The following is an 18,215-nucleotide window of genomic DNA, read 5'->3' on the forward strand; positions in this document are numbered from 1 at the left end:
CATCCGCTCCCCATCATTGGGCAAATTGCCGTCATTCATTACTCCAACCGTAACGATCCCGCGCGTTGCTTGATTGATGCCCCCGCCGCGTCCTCCTAAGGTGATCCACGACAGCGAACTCGTGGAGTCAGCATGACGACAACAACGAAACTTGACCCGCGCTGGTCGCGTCGCCGCAGCGAAAAGCAGCGGCGACTCGAGCAAGTGCGTTCCCTCGCCGATGGCGTGGTTCTGCCCACTGACAAGATCGTCGCTGCGCTGGAGGCGCTGATCACGCCCGGTGACCGCGTAGTGCTTGAAGGTAACAACCAGAAGCAGGCGGACTTTCTTTCTCGCTCGCTGGCCAAGGCCGATCCGGGCAAGCTTCATGATCTGCACATGATCATGCCCAGCGTTGGGCGCCCTGAGCATCTGGACCTCTTCGAGCGCGGCATCGCCCGCAAACTCGATTTCTCCTTCGCGGGTACGCAAAGTCTGCGCATCAGTCAACTACTGGAAGACGGCTTGCTGGAAGTGGGCGCGATTCATACCTACATCGAGCTTTACTCCCGCTTGTTGGTCGACCTGATTCCCAACGTGGTGTTGTCTGCCGGGTTCATGGCGGACCGCGCGGGTAACATCTACACCGGTGCCAGCACCGAAGACACGCCCGCGCTGATCGAACCGGCCGCCTTCAGTGATGGCATCGTCATCGTGCAAGTGAACCAGCTGGTGGAAGACGTCAGCGACCTGCCTCGGGTGGACATTCCGGCGTCGTGGGTCGATTTTGTGGTGGTGGCCGACAAACCGTTCTATATCGAACCGTTGTTCACTCGCGATCCGCGACATATCAAGCCTGTCCACGTCCTCATGGCCATGATGGCCATCCGTGGGATCTACGAAAAGCATAATGTTCAGTCGCTGAACCACGGTATCGGCTTTAATACGGCCGCCATCGAACTGATTCTGCCCACCTACGGCGAGTCGCTGGGGTTGAAAGGGAAGATCTGCCGCAACTGGACGCTCAATCCTCATCCCACTTTGATCCCGGCGATCGAAAGCGGCTGGGTCGAAAGCGTGCATTGCTTCGGCACCGAGCTGGGAATGGAACATTACATCGCGGCGCGGCCGGACGTATTTTTCACTGGGCATGACGGCTCGATGCGCTCGAACCGCATGATGTGTCAGTTGGCAGGCCAATACGCGGTGGACCTGTTCATCGGCGCCACGCTGCAGGTCGATGGCGACGGCCACTCCTCGACGGTGACGCGCGGTCGGCTTGCCGGTTTCGGTGGCGCGCCGAACATGGGACACGACCCGCGTGGCCGCCGCCACGGCACCCCGGCCTGGCTGGACATGCGCCAACAGAATGCTGGCACCGACGCCTATCTGGAGCGCGGCAAGAAACTCGTCGTGCAGATGGTTGAAACCTTCCAGGAAGGGGGCAAACCGACGTTTGTCGAGCAACTGGACGCCATCGATGTGGCCAAGAAGAGCGGCATGCCGCTGGCGCCCATCATGGTGTACGGCGACGACGTCACGCACTTGCTCACCGAGGAGGGCATCGCCTACCTCTACAAAGCGCGCAGCCTCGAAGAGCGCCAAGCGATGATCGCTGCCGTGGCAGGTGTGACGGCCATCGGGTTGCGTCACAACCCCAAAGACACCGAGCGCATGCGTCGTGAAGGATTGATCGCGCTGCCTGAAGACCTGGGCATCCGCCGCACCGACGCCAGCCGTGAATTGCTGGCCGCCAAGAGCATTGCCGAGCTCGTGGAATGGTCCGGTGGCCTGTACAACCCGCCTGCGAAATTCAGGAGCTGGTGATGCACGCATTCAACGTCGCATTCAATGCGTCGCCAGCTTCGCTGTCATGGGCGGAGCGCCTGGCAGATCTCGCGGTGGACGCGCTGATCGATGAGGCCGATCTCTCGCCAAAACCGGCCTTGGTCGACCGCCGCAGCAGTGGCGCGCATCAGGATCTGCACCTCGGCTTGATGCACGCGTCGGCGCTGTCCCTCTGGCCAGCCTTCAAGGAGATGGCCGAGGCGGCGCTGGCGATCGGTGAGGTCAATCAGACCTTGAGAGAAGCGGTGGGTCGGATCGGGCGCGAAGGCGAGGCAGCCATGATGCGCACCACGGGCGGCGTGAACACTCACCGTGGCGCAATCTGGGCGCTGGGCCTGCTGGTGACGGCAGCGGCACTCAATGCGTTGGATCTCTCGCCCGCGGGCTTGGGCGCGCGCGCAGGCTGTCTGGCGTTGATCGAGGATCGGCAGCGGCCTGCCGTCAACAGCCATGGGGCGCACGTCGCTCGGACTTTCGGTGCGATGGGCGCCAGGGAACAGGCGCAAATGGGTTTCCCGGCAGTCATCCAGACCGGTTTGCCACAGCTTGAGCGCAGCCGCGCAGCGGGCCATTGCGAGCAGAACGCCCGGCTCGACACCTTGCTGGCGATCATGACCACACTTTCTGACACCTGCGTGCTCTACCGCGCAGGTGAGCGGGGCCTGCACGCCATGCAACACGGCGCCCGTCGCGTACTGGACGCGGGCGGCAGTGCGACGCTCGGCGGTCGCCGCGCCTTGCATGAGCTCGATCAGCAACTGATGGGCCTTAACGCATCCCCTGGAGGCGCGGCTGACTTGCTCGCCGCCTGCCTGTTCATCGACAGCCTTGAGCCTGCGCTCGGCATTCAAACGAGGACGCTTTGATGGAAACCCTGTCATTTGAATTTCCCGCCGGGCAACCGCCTGCCGGGCGTGCACTGGTCGGTTGCGTGGGCTCCGGCGATCTTGAAGTGCTGCTCGAGCCCGGTCTGCCCGGCAAGTTGACCATTCAAGTGCTGACGTCGGTCAACGGCAGTTCCGCGCGCTGGGAGCATCTGTTCCAGCGTATGTTCGAGGGGCAGACACCTCCTGCGATGAGCATCGATATCCATGATTTTGGCGCGACACCCGGCGTGGTGCGCTTGCGGTTGGAGCAAGGTTTCGAGGAGATCGGCCATGTCTGACACCGCCCGCTTGCTCAAACAACACAGCTTCGTCGAACTTGGCGCTCGGCAGCGTGCCCGTGCCTTGCTCGACCAAGGCAGCTTTCGTGAACTGATCGACCCTTTCGCCCGTGTGACTTCGCCGTGGCTGGCCAGGCAGGGCGTCGTACCCCAGGCCGACGATGGCGTGGTGATCGCCAAAGGCTCGATCGATGGTCGGCCCATTGTGGTCTGTGCCATTGAAGGGGCTTTTCAGGGGGGCAGCATGGGCGAGGTCGGCGGCGCGAAAATGGCCGGTGCGTTGGAACTGGCTGCGGAAGACAACCGCAACGGTGTCCCGACCGCGGCAGTGCTGCTGTTGGAAACCGGCGGCGTGCGATTGCAGGAGGCCAACCTCGGCCTGGCAGCCATTGCGGAGATTCACGCAGCCATTGTCGACTTGCGTCGCTATCAGCCGGTGATCGGTGTCGTGGCGGGCAGCGTCGGTTGCTTTGGCGGTATGTCGATTGCCGCCGGTTTGTGCAGTTACCTGGTGGTGACCCAGGAAGCGCGTCTTGGCCTGAACGGCCCGCAAGTGATCGAGCAGGAGGCGGGGATCGAAGAATATGACTCCCGTGATCGTCCGTTCATCTGGAGCCTGACCGGTGGCGAACAGCGCTTTGCCAGCGGTCTGGTCGACGCTTACGTCGCCGACGACATTACGGCCATCGCGCAACAAGTCGAACACCTGCTGAGCCAGGGCAAACCCGCACACGAGCGCAGCGGCCAGTATGCGTCGTACCTGCAACGGCTGTCCGGGCTGGACACCACCTCCCAGATCGACCCCGCTGCGGTGCGCACCTTGTATCAAGGAGAACAGCCATGACTGCATCCATGCGTGGGTTGAACTGGTTCAACGCTTTGACGAGTGGCGCCTCACCCGTCGTCGGCCTGCCGGCGTCGGTACTGGCTGCCGACAGCGAGTTGGACGCCCAACCCGCACGTTTCCTGGCGGTGGTTGCCGATCCGTCCAACCGTTTCCCCCGCGCGCAGAATGGCGAAGTGGGGCTGCTGGAAGGCTGGGGGTTGGCCAAGGCAGTGGATGCCGCCATCGAGCTGGATCGGCAAAGCCCACAGAAGCGAGCCCTGATTGCCGTCATCGACGTACCGAGTCAGGCCTATGGCCGCCGTGAAGAGGCGCTGGGCATTCATCAGGCCCTCGCCGGTGCGGTGGACGCCTATGCCCGAGCACGACTGGCGGGCCATCCTGTGATCGGGCTATTGGTGGGCAAGGCAATGTCCGGCGCATTTCTCGCCCACGGTTACCAAGCCAACCGTCTGATCGCCCTGCGTGACCCGGGCGTGATGGTGCATGCGATGGGCAAGGCTTCCGCGGCCCGAGTGACCCTGCGCAGTGTCGAGGAATTGGAGAAACTGGCGGCGAGCATTCCGCCCATGGCCTATGACATCGACAGCTACGCGGGGCTCGGCTTGCTATGGGAAACGCTCTCGGTCAGTCAAATCGAGCAACCCTCCTCCGACGACGTCAGCAGTGTTCAACAGTGCCTCCTCGCTGCGATCAAGGACACCCAAGGCCACGGCACCGACCTGAGTTCGCGGCTGGGGGCGCCCAACCGGGCCGCTTCTGCAAAGGTACGCGAGCTGTTAAGGGCGCAGTGGTGATGACGCTTGGCTTGCCTGTGCAGCCCCATGATCTGTTGTGGGGCCTGCCCGTGGCGACCTTGCCTGCCGATGCGCCTGGGTGGGTGTTCGAGTCGGTTGCGCTGGGGCATCCGGTGGTGGTCCGTCGGGCACGGGTCGACCGGGGCTCGGTGGCTGTCGGCGTGCGCGGGCAATCCCGGGATCAGCGCTATGCGACCGTGATGAACCGGGATCACGTCACCCGGCAGGTTCGACCCGAACAGTTGGTCGAAGCGGTGGAAGAGGTTCGCACCGATTGGCCTGTCTGGCGTGCCTTGAACCAGGTGCGTCCGGTGCTGGACGCGATCGGCCTGCCCTGGGGGATCACGGGGGGCGCCGGATTCGAACTGGCGACCGGCATTCAGGTGCTGCATCGCAACAGCGACCTCGATCTGATCCTGCGTACCGAATCGTTCCTGAGCCGTCCGCAGGCTGCGCAATGGCTCGAAGCACTGAACGGCGCCGCGTGTCGCATCGACTTGCAGTTGCAAACCCCAGCCGGGGCCGTTGCATTGCGCGAGTGGGCGGGCAGCGGACGCCAGGTATTGCTCAAGGCTGACAACGGCGCCCGCTTGGTCAGCGATCCCTGGCTCTGCGAGGAATACGCATGAGCAGCTTCTGGGTTTTTCCCGGCCAAGGGGCGCAGCAAGCGGGCATGTTGCACGCGCTACCGGGCGATCCGTTGGTCAGGGAGTGTCTGCGCCAGGCCAGTGAAGTCCTCGACGAAGACGTGCTGGAACTGGACTCGCCTCAAGCCCTGCAAGCCACGCGTGAGGTCCAGTTGTGTCTGCTGATCGCGGGTGTGGCCTGTGCTCGGGTCCTGATGGCGCGGGGCAGCGCACCGGATTACGTGGCCGGCCTCTCGATTGGTGCTTATCCGGCTGCCGTGATCGCAGGAGCGCTGAGTTTCGCCGACGCCCTGCGACTGGTCGCTTTACGAGGCGAACTGATGCAAAGGGCTTATCCACAGGGCTACGGAATGACCGCACTGATGGGCCTGGATCAGGGGGTGATCGAGCGTTTGGTCGCCCAGGTACACGGCCCGCACAGCCCGGTGTATCTGGCCAACATCAACGCGGACAACCAGTTCGTCATCGCTGGCAGCGATCAGGCGATGGCTGACGTCGCCACGCTGGCCAAGGGCGAGGGAGCGGCGATGGCCAAGCGGTTGGCGGTCAGCGTGCCATCACACTGTGAGTTGTTGAATGAACCGGCGCAGGCATTGGCGCAGGCCCTCGCGCAGGTGACCCTCCAAGCGCCAACCTTGAAATACCTCAGTGGCAGCACCGCGCGCCCGGTGTTTACTGCCGACAAATTGCGCGAGGACCTGGCGTACAACATGTGTCGGCTCATCGACTGGCGCAGCACCGTGCAAACCGCTTATGAGCGAGGGGCGCGCCTGCAGATCGAGCTGCCGCCCGGTGCCGTCCTGACGGGGCTGGCGCGGCGTGTCTTTGGAAATGGATTGGAACAAGGATCGGCTGTCGCCTTTCAGGGCGCCCGGCTGGATACGCTGAGCGCGCTGTCGCGAGAGGAGGAATGTCGCCACCCCTAAACCGGTTGCTGCTATCGAAGGAACACAAAAACAACAAATTCGACGATTGAGGCCAAGACAATGATTATCTACGGTGTTGCGTTACTCGCCATTTGCACCCTCGCCGGGGTGATTCTCGGTGATTTGCTCGGTGTGCTGCTGGGCGTCAAATCCAACGTGGGCGGCGTCGGGATCGCGATGATCCTGTTGATCTGCGCCCGTCTCTATATGCAAAAGCGCGGTGGCATGAGCGAAGGCTGCGAAATGGGCGTCGGTTTCTGGGGCGCGATGTACATTCCGGTGGTCGTGGCCATGGCCGCGCAGCAGAACGTCGTCACAGCCCTCAAAGGCGGGCCGATCGCCGTGATCGCCGCCATTGGTTCAGTGATCATCTGCGGCGGCACGATTGCGCTGATCAGCCGGATCAATAAAGGGGAGCCCCTGCCCAAGGAAGAGCCCGAAACGCTGCCCCCAGTGATCACGCCGACCGCAGCACCGGCAGGAGGTCGCTGATATGTGGGATCTCATTCAGAAAGACTTGATCAGCCAAGGTCTGATCACGGCGTTCGCCGTCGTGGGCGTGGTGATGTGGATCTCCGTGCTGCTGTCCAAACACCTGACGTTCGGGCGGATTCATGGCTCTGCGATCGCCATCGTGATCGGCCTGGTGCTGGCGTGGGTGGGAGGCGTGATGACTGGCGGCCAGAAAGGCCTTGCCGACCTTGCCTTGTTCTCCGGCGTGGGGTTGATGGGCGGTGCGATGTTGCGCGACTTCGCCATCGTGGCGACGGCCTTCGAGGTGCAGGCCACGGAAGCCAGAAAGGCCGGGCTGATCGGCGCATTTTCGCTGTTTCTCGGCACGGTGTTGCCGTTCATTGTCGGTTCTTGCGTGGCTTATGCGTTTGGCTACCGCGATGCGGTCAGCATCACGACCATCGGCGCCGGCGCTGTGACTTACATCGTTGGCCCCGTAACCGGTGCGGCTTTGGGCGCCAGTTCGGATGTCATGGCGCTGTCCATTGCCACCGGCTTGATCAAAGCCATTCTGGTCATGGTTGGCACGCCAATGGCCGCGCGCTGGATGGCATTGGACAATCCGCGCTCGGCCATGGTGTTCGGCGGGTTGGCGGGCACGGTCAGCGGGGTGACGGCAGGCCTGGCGGCCACGGACCGGCGTCTGGTGCCTTACGGTGCGCTTACGGCAACGTTCCACACCGGGCTCGGCTGCCTGCTCGGGCCTTCGCTGCTGTATTTCATTGTGCGCGGGATTTTGGGTTAAGCCCGGATCTGCACTTGATTCTGGCCGAAGGCCGTAGGAGCGCGCTTGCCCGCGAAGAGGTGTGTCAGTAACTAACGAGTGGCCTGACACGCCGCATTCGCCAGCAAGCCGGCTCCCACACGGATCGGCCCCGGTTCTGTGGGAGCCGCCTTGGTGGTGAAAGGGGTTGATCAATCAACATGGAATCTCCTACAGGGCGCACCCCTGCAGCTACCCCTCAGCCAGCCGGTTCGAATACATGCGGCACTCGGCCAGCAGCGCCAGTAGATTCGGGTCGCGTTCACGGGCTTTGAGAAACACCAGCCCTATGTGCTGCTGCATGCGGTAGCGCGACTGGAGCGGAATCAGACGTACGCGGTTCTCGTACACGGCGGCGATCCGGCCGGGCAGCAAGGCGTAACCTACCCCGGAGCTGACCATGCTGAGCAGCGTAAAGATGTCGTTGACCTGCATCGCCACCTTCGGCTCGAATCCCGCCTGCTGAAATACCCGGGTGCCGTCGCGATGGGTAGCGAAGCCTTGGGTCAGGGTGATGAAGGTCATTTCCCGCAGATCGCTCAAATCCACTTCGCTTTGCTGAGCGAAGGGGGAGTCGGCGGGTGTGGCGAGAAAAATATCGTCGGAGAACAGGGGCAGGTGCTCGCAATCCGGGTCGCTGACGCTCTCGTTCAGGGAGACCAGAACGGCGTCCACTTCCATGTTTTTCAGCTTGTAGAACAAATCGATGTTCGAGCCCAGGATCAGGTCGATATTCAGCTCGCTGCGGCGGATTTTCAGACCCATGATCAATTGAGGTACGGTTTTGACCGTCAGTGAATACAGTGCGCCCAGCTTGAACCGGGCGGCCGAGAAGCCTGCCGCCGCCCGCGTCTGCTCGACCATGCCCAGTGCGTCCTGCACCAGCTTCTGCCCCCGCTCTTCCAGGACGTAGGCGCTTTCAAGGGGGGTCAGGTTGCGGCCCTCGTGCTTGAACAGGGGGCAACGTAGCGCGTTTTCCAGTGAGTGAATCGCCCGATGAACGCTGACGGTGCTGGTCTGCAGCTCTGACGCGGCACGCGCCAGGTTGCCGGTGCGCATGAAGGCCAGGAAAATTTCCAGCTTTTTGAGGGTCAGTTCTTCATCGATCTGCATCGTGTCACTTCCGCCGCACATTCTTGTTGTTCAGGCGTCCGATTGTGCCCAAACCATTGCTGAGTGGCTGCATTAAAAGCGCATTGACCTCGGTCGATGCATTGCGCTTTTGAGTCATAAGTTGGAGCCTTGGCAGGTGTCGTGCAACTGAGCGAGGTCATTTGCGGATGTATTACGGAGAGAAATTCAACGCCTGGACCCATCTTGTGGGTGCCGTACTGGCGTCGGTCGGCGCCATATGGCTGTTGGTTATCGCCAGTCTGGCGGGTGATGTGTGGAAGATTGTCAGCGTTGCCATCTACGGCGTTGCGCTGGTGCTGTTATACAGCGCATCGACCGTGTACCACAGCGTACGGGGCCGGGCGAAGGTGATCATGCAAAAGGTCGATCACCTGTCGATTTACCTGCTGATCGCGGGCAGCTACACCCCATTCTGCCTCGTGACCTTGCGCGGGCCTTGGGGCTGGACCTTGTTCGGGATCGTCTGGGGGCTCGCCGTGATCGGCATGCTGCAGGAAATCAAACCACGCTCCGAAGCGCGCGTGATGTCCATCGTGATCTATGCCGTCATGGGCTGGATCGTGCTGGTGGCGGTCAAACCATTGGTCAGGGCCTTGGGGACCGCCGGTTTCACTTGGCTGGCACTGGGCGGCGTGCTCTACACCGTGGGAATCATTTTCTTTGCCTACGACAAGCGCTTCCGGCATTGGCACGGGATCTGGCACTTGTTCGTCATCGCGGGCAGCCTGCTGCATTTCGTGGCGATTACCCACTACGTCCTTTAGCCGCTCAAGCGCTTTCGGCCAGGCAGGGACGCGTCATCGCGGGCGCGCTCAGAAATCCCCCCATAACTGCTGCGCCACACTCAGCGCCACCACTGGCGCGGTTTCCGTGCGCAGCACCCGCGGGCCAAGGCGGGCAGCGTGGAAGCCTGCGTCCTGAGCCTGGTCGACCTCCGTGTCGTTGAGACCACCTTCCGGTCCGATCAAAAAGGCCAGGCTGCCGGGTTTTGCATGGCTGACCAGCGGTTCGGCGACAGGGTGCAGCACCAGCTTCAGATCGGCTTGGGTGTGTTTGAGCCAGTCGGCCAGTGCGAGCGGCGGATTGATCGTCGGCACCATGGACCGTCCGCACTGTTCGCAGGCGCTGATGGCGATCTGTTGCCAGTGAGCCTGGCGCTTTTCCGCGCGCTCGTCCTTCAGTCGAACTTCGCAGCGTTCGCTGATAATCGGTGTGATCTGTGCAACACCCAGTTCGGTGGCTTTCTGAATGGCCCAGTCCATGCGGTCGCCCCTGGAAAGCCCCTGCCCCAGGTGGATGCGCAACGGCGACTCGACCATTCCGGCGAAGCATTCATTGACGTGAACACGAACGCGCTTCTTGCCGACTTCGACGAGCGTGGCACGAAACTCCATGCCTGAGCCGTCGAACAACTGCACCGCATCGCCTTCGGCCAGGCGCAGCACACGCCCGATGTAGTGCGCTTGTCCTTCAGGCAGCTCGTGCTCGCCGATGCTCAGCGACGCGTCAATGAAAAAACGGGAGAGTCTCATGGTGGTGTCTCTGTAAAACGGTTGAATGATCGTTCCCACGCTCCGCGTGGGAATGCATCCCGTGGCGCTCTGCGCCGCATCATCGGACGCAGAGCGTCCAGTGTCGGGCTCCCACGCGGAGCGTGGGAACCATCACCAGGGGAGCGTTCAGTTCCAATCAGCCGGGATCACGGAAGTCTGGATGGAAGTTCTCGCGCACGGCCACGTTGATGCTGCTGCGGGTCGCGATGTCGATGCCTTCGCTGGCCACCTCGGCGAGAAAATCGATCTGCTCGGGCGTGATCACATAAGGCGGCAGGAAGTACACCACGCTGCCCAGCGGCCGCAGCAGCGCTCCACGGGTCAGGGCGTGTTCGAACACCTTCAGGCCGCGTCGTTCCTGCCACGGGTAGGCCGCTTTGGTGGCCTTGTCCTGTACCATTTCGATCGCCAGAGCCATGCCGGTCTGGCGGACCTCGGCTACGTTCGGGTGGTCCGCCAGATGCGCCGTCGCACGCTTCATGCGATCCGCGAGCGCATGGTTGTTCTCGATGACGTTGTCCTGCTCGAAGATGTCGAGTGTCGCCAACGCCGCCGCACACGCCAGCGGGTTGCCGGTGTAGCTGTGGGAATGCAGGAAGGCCCGCAGTGTCGGATAGTCATCGTAAAACGCCTCGTACACGTCATCGGTGGTGAGGCACGCCGCCAGCGGCAGGTAACCGCCCGTCAGCGCTTTGGACAGGCAGAGGAAGTCCGGACGGATCCCGGCCTGTTCGCAGGCGAACATCGTCCCCGTGCGACCGAAGCCGACGGCGATCTCATCGTGGATCAGGTGCACGCCGTAACGATCGCAAGCCTCTCGCAGCAGCTTGAGGTAGATCGGATCGTACATGCGCATGCCGCCCGCGCCTTGGATCAACGGCTCGATGATGACCGCCGCCACTGTCTCATGATGCTCAGCGAGGGCCTGCTCCATCACCGTGAACATCGTGCGGGTATGGTCTTCCCAGCTCACGCCTTCCGGGCGGTGGTAACAATCGGGGCTTGGAACCTTGATGGTGTCCATCAAAAGCGCTTTGTACGTTTCGGTAAACAGTGGCACGTCACCTACCGACATCGCCGCCACCGTTTCGCCGTGGTAGCTATTGGTGAGGGTGATGTAACGCTTTTTCGCCGGTTTGCCCCGGTTGAGCCAATAGTGAAAGCTCATTTTCAGAGCAACTTCGATGCAGGACGACCCGTTATCGGCGTAGAAGCAGCGGGTCAGCCCTTCCGGCGTCATGGCCACCAGCCGCTCGGACAGTTCGATCACCGGCTGATGGCTGAACCCTGCGAGGATCACATGCTCCAGTTGATCGACCTGATCCTTGATGCGCTGATTGATACGCGGGTTGGCGTGGCCGAACACGTTGACCCACCAGGAACTGACGGCGTCCAGATAACGCTTGCCTTCGAAGTCCTCCAGCCAGACCCCCTCACCCCGCTTGATCGGAATCAGCGGCAGGTGTTCATGATCTTTCATCTGCGTACAGGGGTGCCAAAGGACCTTGAGGTCACGCTGCATCCACTGGTCATTGAGGCCCATCGTTCATCTCCAGGTACGGCTCGCGCGGGGCGAGGGCGAAACAATCGCGCAAGCCTATGCAATGCACGCCAGCGGGACAACCTTTGCTGCCGGAAAAGGGCTCGACGGACATTGCTGGCGGGCCTCAAGCGGCTGGCGTATCCTGCGCGCTCCTGAAAAGACGGATTGGAAAAATCCGCTATTTCCTTGTTCATTCCGGAGTTCGCTGAATGCTTTCTGGTTGGCTGCGCGCCTGTGCGCTGATGGTGGTTGGGCTGGTCAGCGTTTCGGCGCTTGCTGTGGAAAAGCCGCACACGGCGATTGTCGTCGGCGGCGGTCTGGCGGGCCTGACGGCTGCCTATGAGCTGCAAAACAAGGGCTGGCAGGTCACGCTGTTGGAAGCCAAGCCTGCGGTCGGCGGCCGGTCCGGCCTGGCGGGCAGTGAATGGATCGGCAACGCCAAGGCGCAACCGGTCCTGAACCAGTACCTGGATCGCTTCAACCTCAAGCCAGTGCCCGCGCCCGAATTCGTACGCACGCCGGGTTACCTCATCGAGGGTGAGTACTTCTCGGCGGCCGATCTGGCGGCCAAACAACCAGCCACCGCCGAAGCGATCAAGCGCTACGAGGCGACGCTGGACGACCTGGCCAGATCCATTTCAGATCCGGAAAATCCAGCGGCCAACAGCACTCTGTTCGCACTGGACCAGATCAACGTGGCCAACTGGCTGGACCGCCTGAGTCTGCCACCCACCGCCCGGCAACTGATCAACCAGCAGATCCGTACCCGCTATGACGAGCCTTCGCGCCTGTCGTTGCTGTATTTTGCACAGCAGTCACGGGTCAATCGCAACGTGGATGACCGTGATCGCCGTGCCGCTCGCCTGCCGGGTGGCAGCGCGGTATTGGCCGAGGCGTTCGTCAAACAGTTGAAAGTGATCAAGACCAACTCCCCGGTCTCGGCCATCAGCCAGGACAAGGACGGCGTGACCGTGAAGGTCGGCTCCGTCGGCTACGAAGCGCAATACGTCGTGCTGGCTGTGCCACTGCGCGCGCTGAGCAAGATTCAACTGACCCCGGCACTGGATGCCCAGCATCAGGGCGCGATCAAAAGCACCAACTATGGCTGGCATGACCAGATCATGTTGAAGTTCAAGACGCCGGTCTGGGACAGCAAAGCCCGTATGTCTGGCGAAATTTACAGCAACACTGGGCTGGGCATGTTGTGGATCGAGCCTGCCTTGAAAGGCGGCGCGAACGCGGTGATCAACCTCTCTGGAGACAACGCGCGCATCATGCAGGCTTTCGGTGACAAGCAAATGGTGGATCAGGTGCTGATCCGCTTGCATGCGTTCTATCCTCAGGCGCGCGGTGCGTTTACCGGTTACGAGATCCGCCGCTCCAGCGTCGATCCGTCCACGGGCGGTGCGTATCTGGCATTTGGACCAGGGCAGATCAGCAAGTACTGGCGCCTGTGGGAAAGGCCGCTGCAGCGCATTGCGTTCGCTGGCGAGCACACGGATACCCTCTATCCCGGGACATTGGAAGGTGCATTGCGCACAGGGCAGCGGGCCGCGAGTCAGGTGCAGGACCTGGCAGCAGGCAAGTCGTTCGAGCCAGTGAAAGTCGAACCTGCAAAAGCGCCCGAACCTGCAACGAAAGAAAGCAGCGGAGGCATCGGCGGTTTCTTCTCCAACCTGTTCGGCGGATCCAAGTCCGAGCCGAAGCCGGTCGAGAAAGCACCCGAGCCAGCACCCGTTCCGGCTCCGGCCCCAGCGCCTGCTCCAGCGCCGGTCACTGCACCTGCTCCGGTGGTCGAACCCGCCAAGCCTGCTGTCGAACCTGCGAAAAAGGCACCTTCCAAGAAAGAACCGGCCCACAAGGAGCCCGTTAAGAAAGCGCCGACCAAGCCCGCGACGACGCACAAACCTGCAGCCAAAACCGAGGCTGCCAAGAAGGCACCTGCTAAAGCGACGACGGAAAAGGCAGCCACACCGGCGGCGAACACCAACAACTGATCGCCCATTCGGGCAGTGAAAAGGCGCGGTCACAGACCGCGCTTTTTTTTGTCTGCCCCATGACAGCGTCTAGAGTGATGAAAGGTAGGCCACCCTGAATCAGGTGATGAGGCTTTGCGCGACCACGGGATTGGTTCCCTGTGTCGGCGTTGACCGAGGACGGAGATAACGTTCCGTTAATCCCTCGCGCCGAACAATGTGACGGGAAATTTCAATCGTATTTCCCGATATTTCAAAGCGAAAATTTGCGCTTTCTTTCGATAGGTAAACCGATAGTCTTTCTCACAGCTTTAACAGGCTGTTTTCAAGGATCGCTAGCATGCAGTTACGCAACTCTTCTTCACGCTACGGCTGGGTCAGCATTGTCTTGCACTGGGGCGTCGCCCTGACGGTTTTCGGATTGTTTGCCCTAGGCCTGTGGATGGTGGGTCTGGGGTATTACGATGCGTGGCGCAAGGCGGGGCCGGATCTGCACAAAAGTATTGGCATCACGCTGTTTCTGGTCATGCTGTTTCGCGTGGTCTGGCGCTTGTTCAGCCCGCCACCGCCCGCACCGGCAAGCCACAGCCGGTTCGTCAGGACCGCTGCCAAGCTGGGCCACGCGTTCCTGTATCTGGACCTGTTCCTGGTGATGTTCGCCGGTTACCTGATTTCCACCGCCGACGGCGTCGGAATTCCGGTCTTCGGATTGTTTGAAGTGCCTGCGCTGATCAGCGGACTGCCCAACCAGGCAGACGTCGCCGGTGAAGTGCACCTGTACCTGGCCTGGACGCTGGTGATCTTTGCGGTACTCCACGGGCTGGCCGCCTTGAAGCATCACTTCATCGACCGTGATGCCACATTCATACGTATGCTTGGCCGCAAGGCCTGAATTCAACTCAAAAGGAAGACGACGCATGTTGAAAAAGACACTTGCTGCACTGGCTCTGGGTTCTGCGCTGCTGTCGGCTGGTCACGCAATGGCCGCTGACTACACCATCGACAAGCAAGGCCAGCACGCTTTCATCGATTTCAAGATCAGCCACTTGGGCTACAGCTTCATCACCGGTACGTTCAAAGACTGGAGCGGTACCTTCAGTTTCGACGCCGCCAAGCCTGAAGACAGCAAGATCAGCATCGATATCAAAACCGCCAGCATCGACACCAACCATGCTGAACGCGACAAGCACATCAGCAGCAAGGATTTCCTGGATGTCGCGACCTATCCTGACGCCAAGTTCGTCTCCACCAGCGTCAAGTCGACCGGCAAAAACGCTGATGGCAAAGATACGGCTGACGTCACTGGCGACCTGACCCTTCACGGCGTCACCAAGCCGGTCGTCATCAAGGCTGTCTTCAACGGCGAAGGCAAGGATCCATGGGGCGGCTACCGCGCTGGCTTCAACGGCACGACCACCATCAAGCGCTCCGATTTCGGCAAGATGATGGACTTGGGCCCGCAGTCCGACACCGTAACCTTCGATATCTCGTTCGAAGGTGTGAAAGCCAAGTAAAACGGGCTGCCAACAAAAACGCCGACCCTAGGGTCGGCGTTTTCGTTACCGCGGGGTTCAGTTGTCGCGATTACGCGTCAGCAGCGCCGGCTTCTCGCCGCGTGGGCGGCTAGGCAATTGGTCCAGCATCTCGGCAGATGGGAATCGATCGACCTTGGATTCCTTGTGCACGATCTTTGGCCCTGGTTGCCCGTCACGGGCGTTGGAGACTGCAGGCTCCTGACGGGTCGACTGATCTTCGCGGGACGGACGGCGGTTGCGCGGCGCATCCTCGCGGCGGCCGGAACCATTGCGCGGCTGGCCGTTACGCTTGCCCTGGCCACCTGCGCCAGCACCGTTGCTCGCTCCACTACCTGACCCGCTACGCGAACCGTTACGCCCCGGCGACTGTCCACGAGGCGCTTGCGACGGGCCTGCCGCAGGGGCGCCCGGACGGCGATTGCGGCCAGACGGGTTCTTGTTCTGATAGGGGCTGACGTAATCGGCACGGTTACCGAAGTTATCCACCTCGTCATCCAGGAACTCTTCCGGGTCACGATCCGCGCGGGGGGCGGGTGCACGAGACGAACTCGCTTCAGCGGATGGCGTGCCCTGACGAGGCTTCTGCCGACGCTGCTGGTTGCGTGCCGGGCGTTGTTCGCCTTCGGCAGCCGCGGCAGTCGCTGGTTTTTCCTTGCCCTTGTCCTTCCCTTTGTCCTTGCGGCCACCGTTGGCGTTTTCGCCACGCTGAGCGCGGCCATTGCGTGGGTTGCGCACGTCAGGACGCTCACGCACTTCAGGCTTTTCCGCCTCGACGGCGTTGATGTCGAAGCCCATCAGATCGCCATCGGGGATCTTCTGTTTGGTCATGCGCTCGATGCTTTTGAGCAGCTTTTCTTCATCCGGTGCCACCAGCGAGATCGCCTCGCCCGTACGGCCTGCCCGACCGGTACGGCCAATGCGATGCACGTAGTCCTCGTCGACGTTGGGCAGCTCGAAGTTGACCACATGAGGCAACTGATCGATGTCCAGGCCGCGCGCTGCGATGTCGGTCGCGACCATGATGCGCACGCTGCCGGCCTTGAAGTCCGCCAGGGCCTTGGTGCGGGCGTTCTGGCTCTTGTTGCCGTGGATCGCGACAGCGCTCAGGCCGTGCTTGTCCAGGTACTCGGCCAGGCGGTTGGCGCCGTGCTTGGTACGTGTGAACACCAGCACCTGCTCCCACGCACCCTGGGTGATCAGGTGGGCGAGCAGTGAGCGCTTGTGATTGGCGGGCAAGCGGAACACCCGCTGCTCGATGCGCTCGACCGTTGTATTGGGCGGTGTGACTTCGATGCGCTCGGGATTGTGCAGCAGCTTGCCGGCCAGGGCCGTGATGTCGGGGGAGAACGTGGCCGAGAACAGCAGGTTCTGACGTTTGGCGGGCAAACGCGCGAGGACTTTCTTCACGTCGTGCACGAAGCCCATGTCCAGCATGCGGTCGGCTTCGTCGAGGACCAGAATCTCGACATGAGACAGGTCGACGCTGCCTTGACCGGCCAGATCGAGCAACCGACCCGGGCAGGCGACCAGTACATCCACGCCACGTGCCATTGCCTGGACCTGCGGGTTCATGCCAACGCCACCGAAGATGCAGGCGCTGACGAACTTGAGGTTCTTGGCGTAGATCTTGAAGCTGTCGTGAACCTGTGCGGCCAGTTCACGCGTAGGGGTCAGGACCAGGACGCGCGGCTGGCGTGGGCCGTGACGCTGGGATTTGTCCGGGTGACCGGCGGGGAACAGACGCTCCAGAATCGGAAGCGCGAAACCGCCGGTTTTACCTGTACCTGTCTGAGCGGCGACCATCAGATCGCGGCCTTGCAACACGGCGGGAATGGCCCGCTGTTGCACCGGAGTAGGCTGGGTATAGCCAGCAGCCTCGATGGCGCTGACTAAAGCCTCGGAGAGACCGAGGGAAGCAAAGGACATGAGTAATCCTGTCTTAAGTTGGGGCCAAGGGGCCCGAATAGGAATGATCTGCGCTGCACGAATCGGCGCGCGATCCCGGGGTCTGTAAGTTCAACTCGTGGCAGGGCGCGTGAACGAAAATGCGCTGCTGACGTGATCGAGAAGTCTTCTGGGAGACCGAGTATCCGGGCGTAAGCCTGGCGGGAACGCCGGAGTATAACAGAGCAATCACAATGCGCTGCGTTCGCGCTGCTCAACGGTGTCGTTGTTGTCTCTTGCAGGTGACACCTGATGGGCGTCGACGGGTGCCAGCAGCGTCTCGCCCGTGTAGCGCGCCACCAGTTGTGCGTAGGCCGGTTCGCGCTTGAAACGCTTGAGCTCTGCCCCGAACCTCTGCGCCAGCAGGTCCATGCCAGCGTTGCGTCGCAGCGCGAGGTATTGCTCACGCGTGTTCAGAACCGTCGGAAGCTGACTGACCTGGTCCCGCAGCCCCAGGTGTTCCAGCATCTGCTGGCCCAATCGACGGTCGGTCACCAGCAGGTCGATGCGACCGCGAATCAGCTTGCCGAAGTTGGCTTCATGACTGGGGGCCGGCTCTCGTGTGAAGTCCGTCGAATGGTCGAAATCGGGCCTATAGAGATAACCCGGCGAGACCCCGATCGTCAGGCCTTTGAGGTCTTCCAGGCGATTGAATGCGTGGGGCCGCGCATCGGCCTGGAACAGCACCCAGTTCACCTCGGACAGCGCTTCGCTGGGATACAGCAGTAGGTCATCGCGTTCGGTGGCTTTGAAAATGTCCAGCGCACCGTCGGCTTCACCTCGCTGCAGCATCATCAGGCAGCGCTTCCATGGCAGGAATTGCCACTGCACCTCGATGCCGAGCCGCTGAAAGACAATCGCCGTCGTTTCATAGTCCAGCCCCGAAGCACGGCCATTGTCCACCATGGCGTAGGGTGCCCAGGGTTCGGTCACGATGCGCAGTTTTTCGCCCAGAGCGTTTGCGCTCAGGCAGGCGAGCAATAGTGGGAGCAGGAGTCGGAGGGTCAGCGGCATCGGGTGAGAGTACGACGCGCGCCGCGCGATGAGA

The 18,215-nt window shown here is 61.8% G+C and carries 18 protein-coding genes; 13 read left to right on the forward strand and 5 right to left on the reverse strand.

Annotation, left to right across the window (positions count from 1 at the left end):
* The first annotated feature begins 132 nt into the window (after nt 1-132).
* The 9 genes from mdcA to madM are packed head-to-tail and all read left to right on the forward strand — an operon-like array spanning nt 133 to nt 7,464.
* On the forward strand, nt 133-1,806 hold the full coding sequence (mdcA, locus tag DBP26_RS11425) for a malonate decarboxylase subunit alpha (RefSeq protein ID WP_108237688.1): 1,674 nt from the start codon (nt 133-135) through the stop codon (nt 1,804-1,806).
* Nucleotides 1,806-2,693, forward strand: a complete 888-nt coding sequence (locus tag DBP26_RS11430) for a triphosphoribosyl-dephospho-CoA synthase (protein WP_108237689.1) — start codon at nt 1,806-1,808, stop codon at nt 2,691-2,693. Before mdcA ends, DBP26_RS11430 begins: the two co-directional genes overlap by 1 nt.
* Nucleotides 2,693-2,992 (forward strand): malonate decarboxylase subunit delta, encoded by a 300-nt coding sequence (locus DBP26_RS11435; protein ID WP_108237690.1) that lies wholly within the window; start codon nt 2,693-2,695, stop codon nt 2,990-2,992. The genes DBP26_RS11430 and DBP26_RS11435 overlap by 1 nt, the downstream gene beginning before the upstream one ends.
* Nucleotides 2,985-3,836: a biotin-independent malonate decarboxylase subunit beta gene (locus DBP26_RS11440; RefSeq protein WP_108237691.1), complete on the forward strand. Its 852-nt coding sequence runs from the start codon at nt 2,985-2,987 to the stop codon at nt 3,834-3,836. The genes DBP26_RS11435 and DBP26_RS11440 overlap by 8 nt, the downstream gene beginning before the upstream one ends.
* Nucleotides 3,833-4,633: a biotin-independent malonate decarboxylase subunit gamma gene (gene mdcE, locus DBP26_RS11445; protein ID WP_108237692.1), complete on the forward strand. Its 801-nt coding sequence runs from the start codon at nt 3,833-3,835 to the stop codon at nt 4,631-4,633. The genes DBP26_RS11440 and mdcE overlap by 4 nt, the downstream gene beginning before the upstream one ends.
* Nucleotides 4,633-5,262 (forward strand): malonate decarboxylase holo-ACP synthase, encoded by a 630-nt coding sequence (locus DBP26_RS11450; protein ID WP_108237693.1) that lies wholly within the window; start codon nt 4,633-4,635, stop codon nt 5,260-5,262. Before mdcE ends, DBP26_RS11450 begins: the two co-directional genes overlap by 1 nt.
* The gene (gene mdcH, locus DBP26_RS11455; RefSeq protein WP_108237694.1) at nt 5,259-6,206 is read left to right on the forward strand and encodes a malonate decarboxylase subunit epsilon; all 948 of its coding nucleotides are present in this window, start codon (nt 5,259-5,261) and stop codon (nt 6,204-6,206) included. Before DBP26_RS11450 ends, mdcH begins: the two co-directional genes overlap by 4 nt.
* Before the next feature lie 60 nt (nt 6,207-6,266).
* On the forward strand, nt 6,267-6,698 hold the full coding sequence (gene madL, locus DBP26_RS11460; RefSeq protein ID WP_108237695.1) for a malonate transporter subunit MadL: 432 nt from the start codon (nt 6,267-6,269) through the stop codon (nt 6,696-6,698).
* A 1-nt stretch (nt 6,699) separates the two neighbouring features.
* Nucleotides 6,700-7,464: a malonate transporter subunit MadM gene (gene madM / locus DBP26_RS11465; protein ID WP_108237696.1), complete on the forward strand. Its 765-nt coding sequence runs from the start codon at nt 6,700-6,702 to the stop codon at nt 7,462-7,464.
* Nucleotides 7,465-7,674: 210 nt separating this feature from the next.
* Here the strand turns inward: madM and DBP26_RS11470 are convergent, their stop codons facing one another.
* Complete coding sequence (locus DBP26_RS11470) at nt 7,675-8,595, reverse strand: LysR substrate-binding domain-containing protein (protein ID WP_108237697.1); 921 nt, start codon at nt 8,593-8,595, stop codon at nt 7,675-7,677.
* Nucleotides 8,596-8,762: 167 nt separating this feature from the next.
* Here DBP26_RS11470 and DBP26_RS11475 point away from each other — a divergent pair, with 167 nt between their 5' ends.
* Nucleotides 8,763-9,380 (forward strand): hemolysin III family protein, encoded by a 618-nt coding sequence (locus DBP26_RS11475; protein ID WP_108237698.1) that lies wholly within the window; start codon nt 8,763-8,765, stop codon nt 9,378-9,380.
* Between the two features lie 48 nt (nt 9,381-9,428).
* Here the strand turns inward: DBP26_RS11475 and DBP26_RS11480 are convergent, their stop codons facing one another.
* Nucleotides 9,429-10,148, reverse strand: a complete 720-nt coding sequence (locus DBP26_RS11480) for a 16S rRNA (uracil(1498)-N(3))-methyltransferase (RefSeq protein ID WP_108237699.1) — start codon at nt 10,146-10,148, stop codon at nt 9,429-9,431.
* Between the two features lie 157 nt (nt 10,149-10,305).
* The gene (locus DBP26_RS11490) at nt 10,306-11,712 is read right to left on the reverse strand and encodes an adenosylmethionine--8-amino-7-oxononanoate transaminase (protein ID WP_108237700.1); all 1,407 of its coding nucleotides are present in this window, start codon (nt 11,710-11,712) and stop codon (nt 10,306-10,308) included.
* Between the two features lie 209 nt (nt 11,713-11,921).
* Here DBP26_RS11490 and DBP26_RS11495 point away from each other — a divergent pair, with 209 nt between their 5' ends.
* The 3 genes from DBP26_RS11495 to DBP26_RS11505 all read left to right on the forward strand — a co-directional run bounded on the left by DBP26_RS11495 (nt 11,922) and on the right by DBP26_RS11505 (nt 15,202).
* Complete coding sequence (locus tag DBP26_RS11495) at nt 11,922-13,709, forward strand: flavin monoamine oxidase family protein (protein ID WP_108237701.1); 1,788 nt, start codon at nt 11,922-11,924, stop codon at nt 13,707-13,709.
* A gap of 319 nt (nt 13,710-14,028) precedes the next feature.
* Nucleotides 14,029-14,580, forward strand: coding sequence for a cytochrome b (locus DBP26_RS11500; RefSeq protein ID WP_108237702.1), 552 nt, complete (start codon nt 14,029-14,031; stop codon nt 14,578-14,580).
* Nucleotides 14,581-14,605: 25 nt separating this feature from the next.
* Complete coding sequence (locus DBP26_RS11505) at nt 14,606-15,202, forward strand: YceI family protein (RefSeq protein WP_108237703.1); 597 nt, start codon at nt 14,606-14,608, stop codon at nt 15,200-15,202.
* Between the two features lie 57 nt (nt 15,203-15,259).
* Here DBP26_RS11505 and DBP26_RS11510 read toward each other — a convergent pair whose 3' ends face one another.
* Nucleotides 15,260-17,149 (reverse strand): DEAD/DEAH box helicase, encoded by a 1,890-nt coding sequence (locus DBP26_RS11510; RefSeq protein WP_108237704.1) that lies wholly within the window; start codon nt 17,147-17,149, stop codon nt 15,260-15,262.
* A gap of 207 nt (nt 17,150-17,356) precedes the next feature.
* A complete protein-coding gene (locus tag DBP26_RS11515) occupies nt 17,357-18,181 on the reverse strand; it encodes a transporter substrate-binding domain-containing protein (RefSeq protein WP_108237806.1) in 825 nt (274 codons plus the stop codon).
* Nucleotides 18,182-18,215: the final 34 nt, after the last annotated feature.

Source organism: Pseudomonas sp. RIT409 (assembly GCF_003052515.2).
In the GTDB taxonomy this organism is placed as follows: Bacteria; Pseudomonadota; Gammaproteobacteria; order Pseudomonadales; family Pseudomonadaceae; genus Aquipseudomonas.

Excerpts from the sequence above, each read along its gene's own strand:
- mdcA (WP_108237688.1), top strand. The coding sequence starts at position 133 with ATGACGACAACAACGAAACTTGACCCGCGCTGGTCGCGTCGCCGCAGC.
- DBP26_RS11430 (WP_108237689.1), top strand. The coding sequence starts at position 1,806 with ATGCACGCATTCAACGTCGCATTCAATGCGTCGCCAGCTTCGCTGTCA.
- DBP26_RS11435 (WP_108237690.1), top strand. The coding sequence starts at position 2,693 with ATGGAAACCCTGTCATTTGAATTTCCCGCCGGGCAACCGCCTGCCGGG.
- DBP26_RS11440 (WP_108237691.1), top strand. The coding sequence starts at position 2,985 with ATGTCTGACACCGCCCGCTTGCTCAAACAACACAGCTTCGTCGAACTT.
- mdcE (WP_108237692.1), top strand. The coding sequence starts at position 3,833 with ATGACTGCATCCATGCGTGGGTTGAACTGGTTCAACGCTTTGACGAGT.
- DBP26_RS11450 (WP_108237693.1), top strand. The coding sequence starts at position 4,633 with ATGACGCTTGGCTTGCCTGTGCAGCCCCATGATCTGTTGTGGGGCCTG.
- mdcH (WP_108237694.1), top strand. The coding sequence starts at position 5,259 with ATGAGCAGCTTCTGGGTTTTTCCCGGCCAAGGGGCGCAGCAAGCGGGC.
- madL (WP_108237695.1), top strand. The coding sequence starts at position 6,267 with ATGATTATCTACGGTGTTGCGTTACTCGCCATTTGCACCCTCGCCGGG.
- madM (WP_108237696.1), top strand. The coding sequence starts at position 6,700 with ATGTGGGATCTCATTCAGAAAGACTTGATCAGCCAAGGTCTGATCACG.
- DBP26_RS11470 (WP_108237697.1), bottom strand. The coding sequence starts at position 8,595 with ATGCAGATCGATGAAGAACTGACCCTCAAAAAGCTGGAAATTTTCCTG.
- DBP26_RS11475 (WP_108237698.1), top strand. The coding sequence starts at position 8,763 with ATGTATTACGGAGAGAAATTCAACGCCTGGACCCATCTTGTGGGTGCC.
- DBP26_RS11480 (WP_108237699.1), bottom strand. The coding sequence starts at position 10,148 with ATGAGACTCTCCCGTTTTTTCATTGACGCGTCGCTGAGCATCGGCGAG.
- DBP26_RS11490 (WP_108237700.1), bottom strand. The coding sequence starts at position 11,712 with ATGGGCCTCAATGACCAGTGGATGCAGCGTGACCTCAAGGTCCTTTGG.
- DBP26_RS11495 (WP_108237701.1), top strand. The coding sequence starts at position 11,922 with ATGCTTTCTGGTTGGCTGCGCGCCTGTGCGCTGATGGTGGTTGGGCTG.
- DBP26_RS11500 (WP_108237702.1), top strand. The coding sequence starts at position 14,029 with ATGCAGTTACGCAACTCTTCTTCACGCTACGGCTGGGTCAGCATTGTC.
- DBP26_RS11505 (WP_108237703.1), top strand. The coding sequence starts at position 14,606 with ATGTTGAAAAAGACACTTGCTGCACTGGCTCTGGGTTCTGCGCTGCTG.
- DBP26_RS11510 (WP_108237704.1), bottom strand. The coding sequence starts at position 17,149 with ATGTCCTTTGCTTCCCTCGGTCTCTCCGAGGCTTTAGTCAGCGCCATC.
- DBP26_RS11515 (WP_108237806.1), bottom strand. The coding sequence starts at position 18,181 with ATGCCGCTGACCCTCCGACTCCTGCTCCCACTATTGCTCGCCTGCCTG.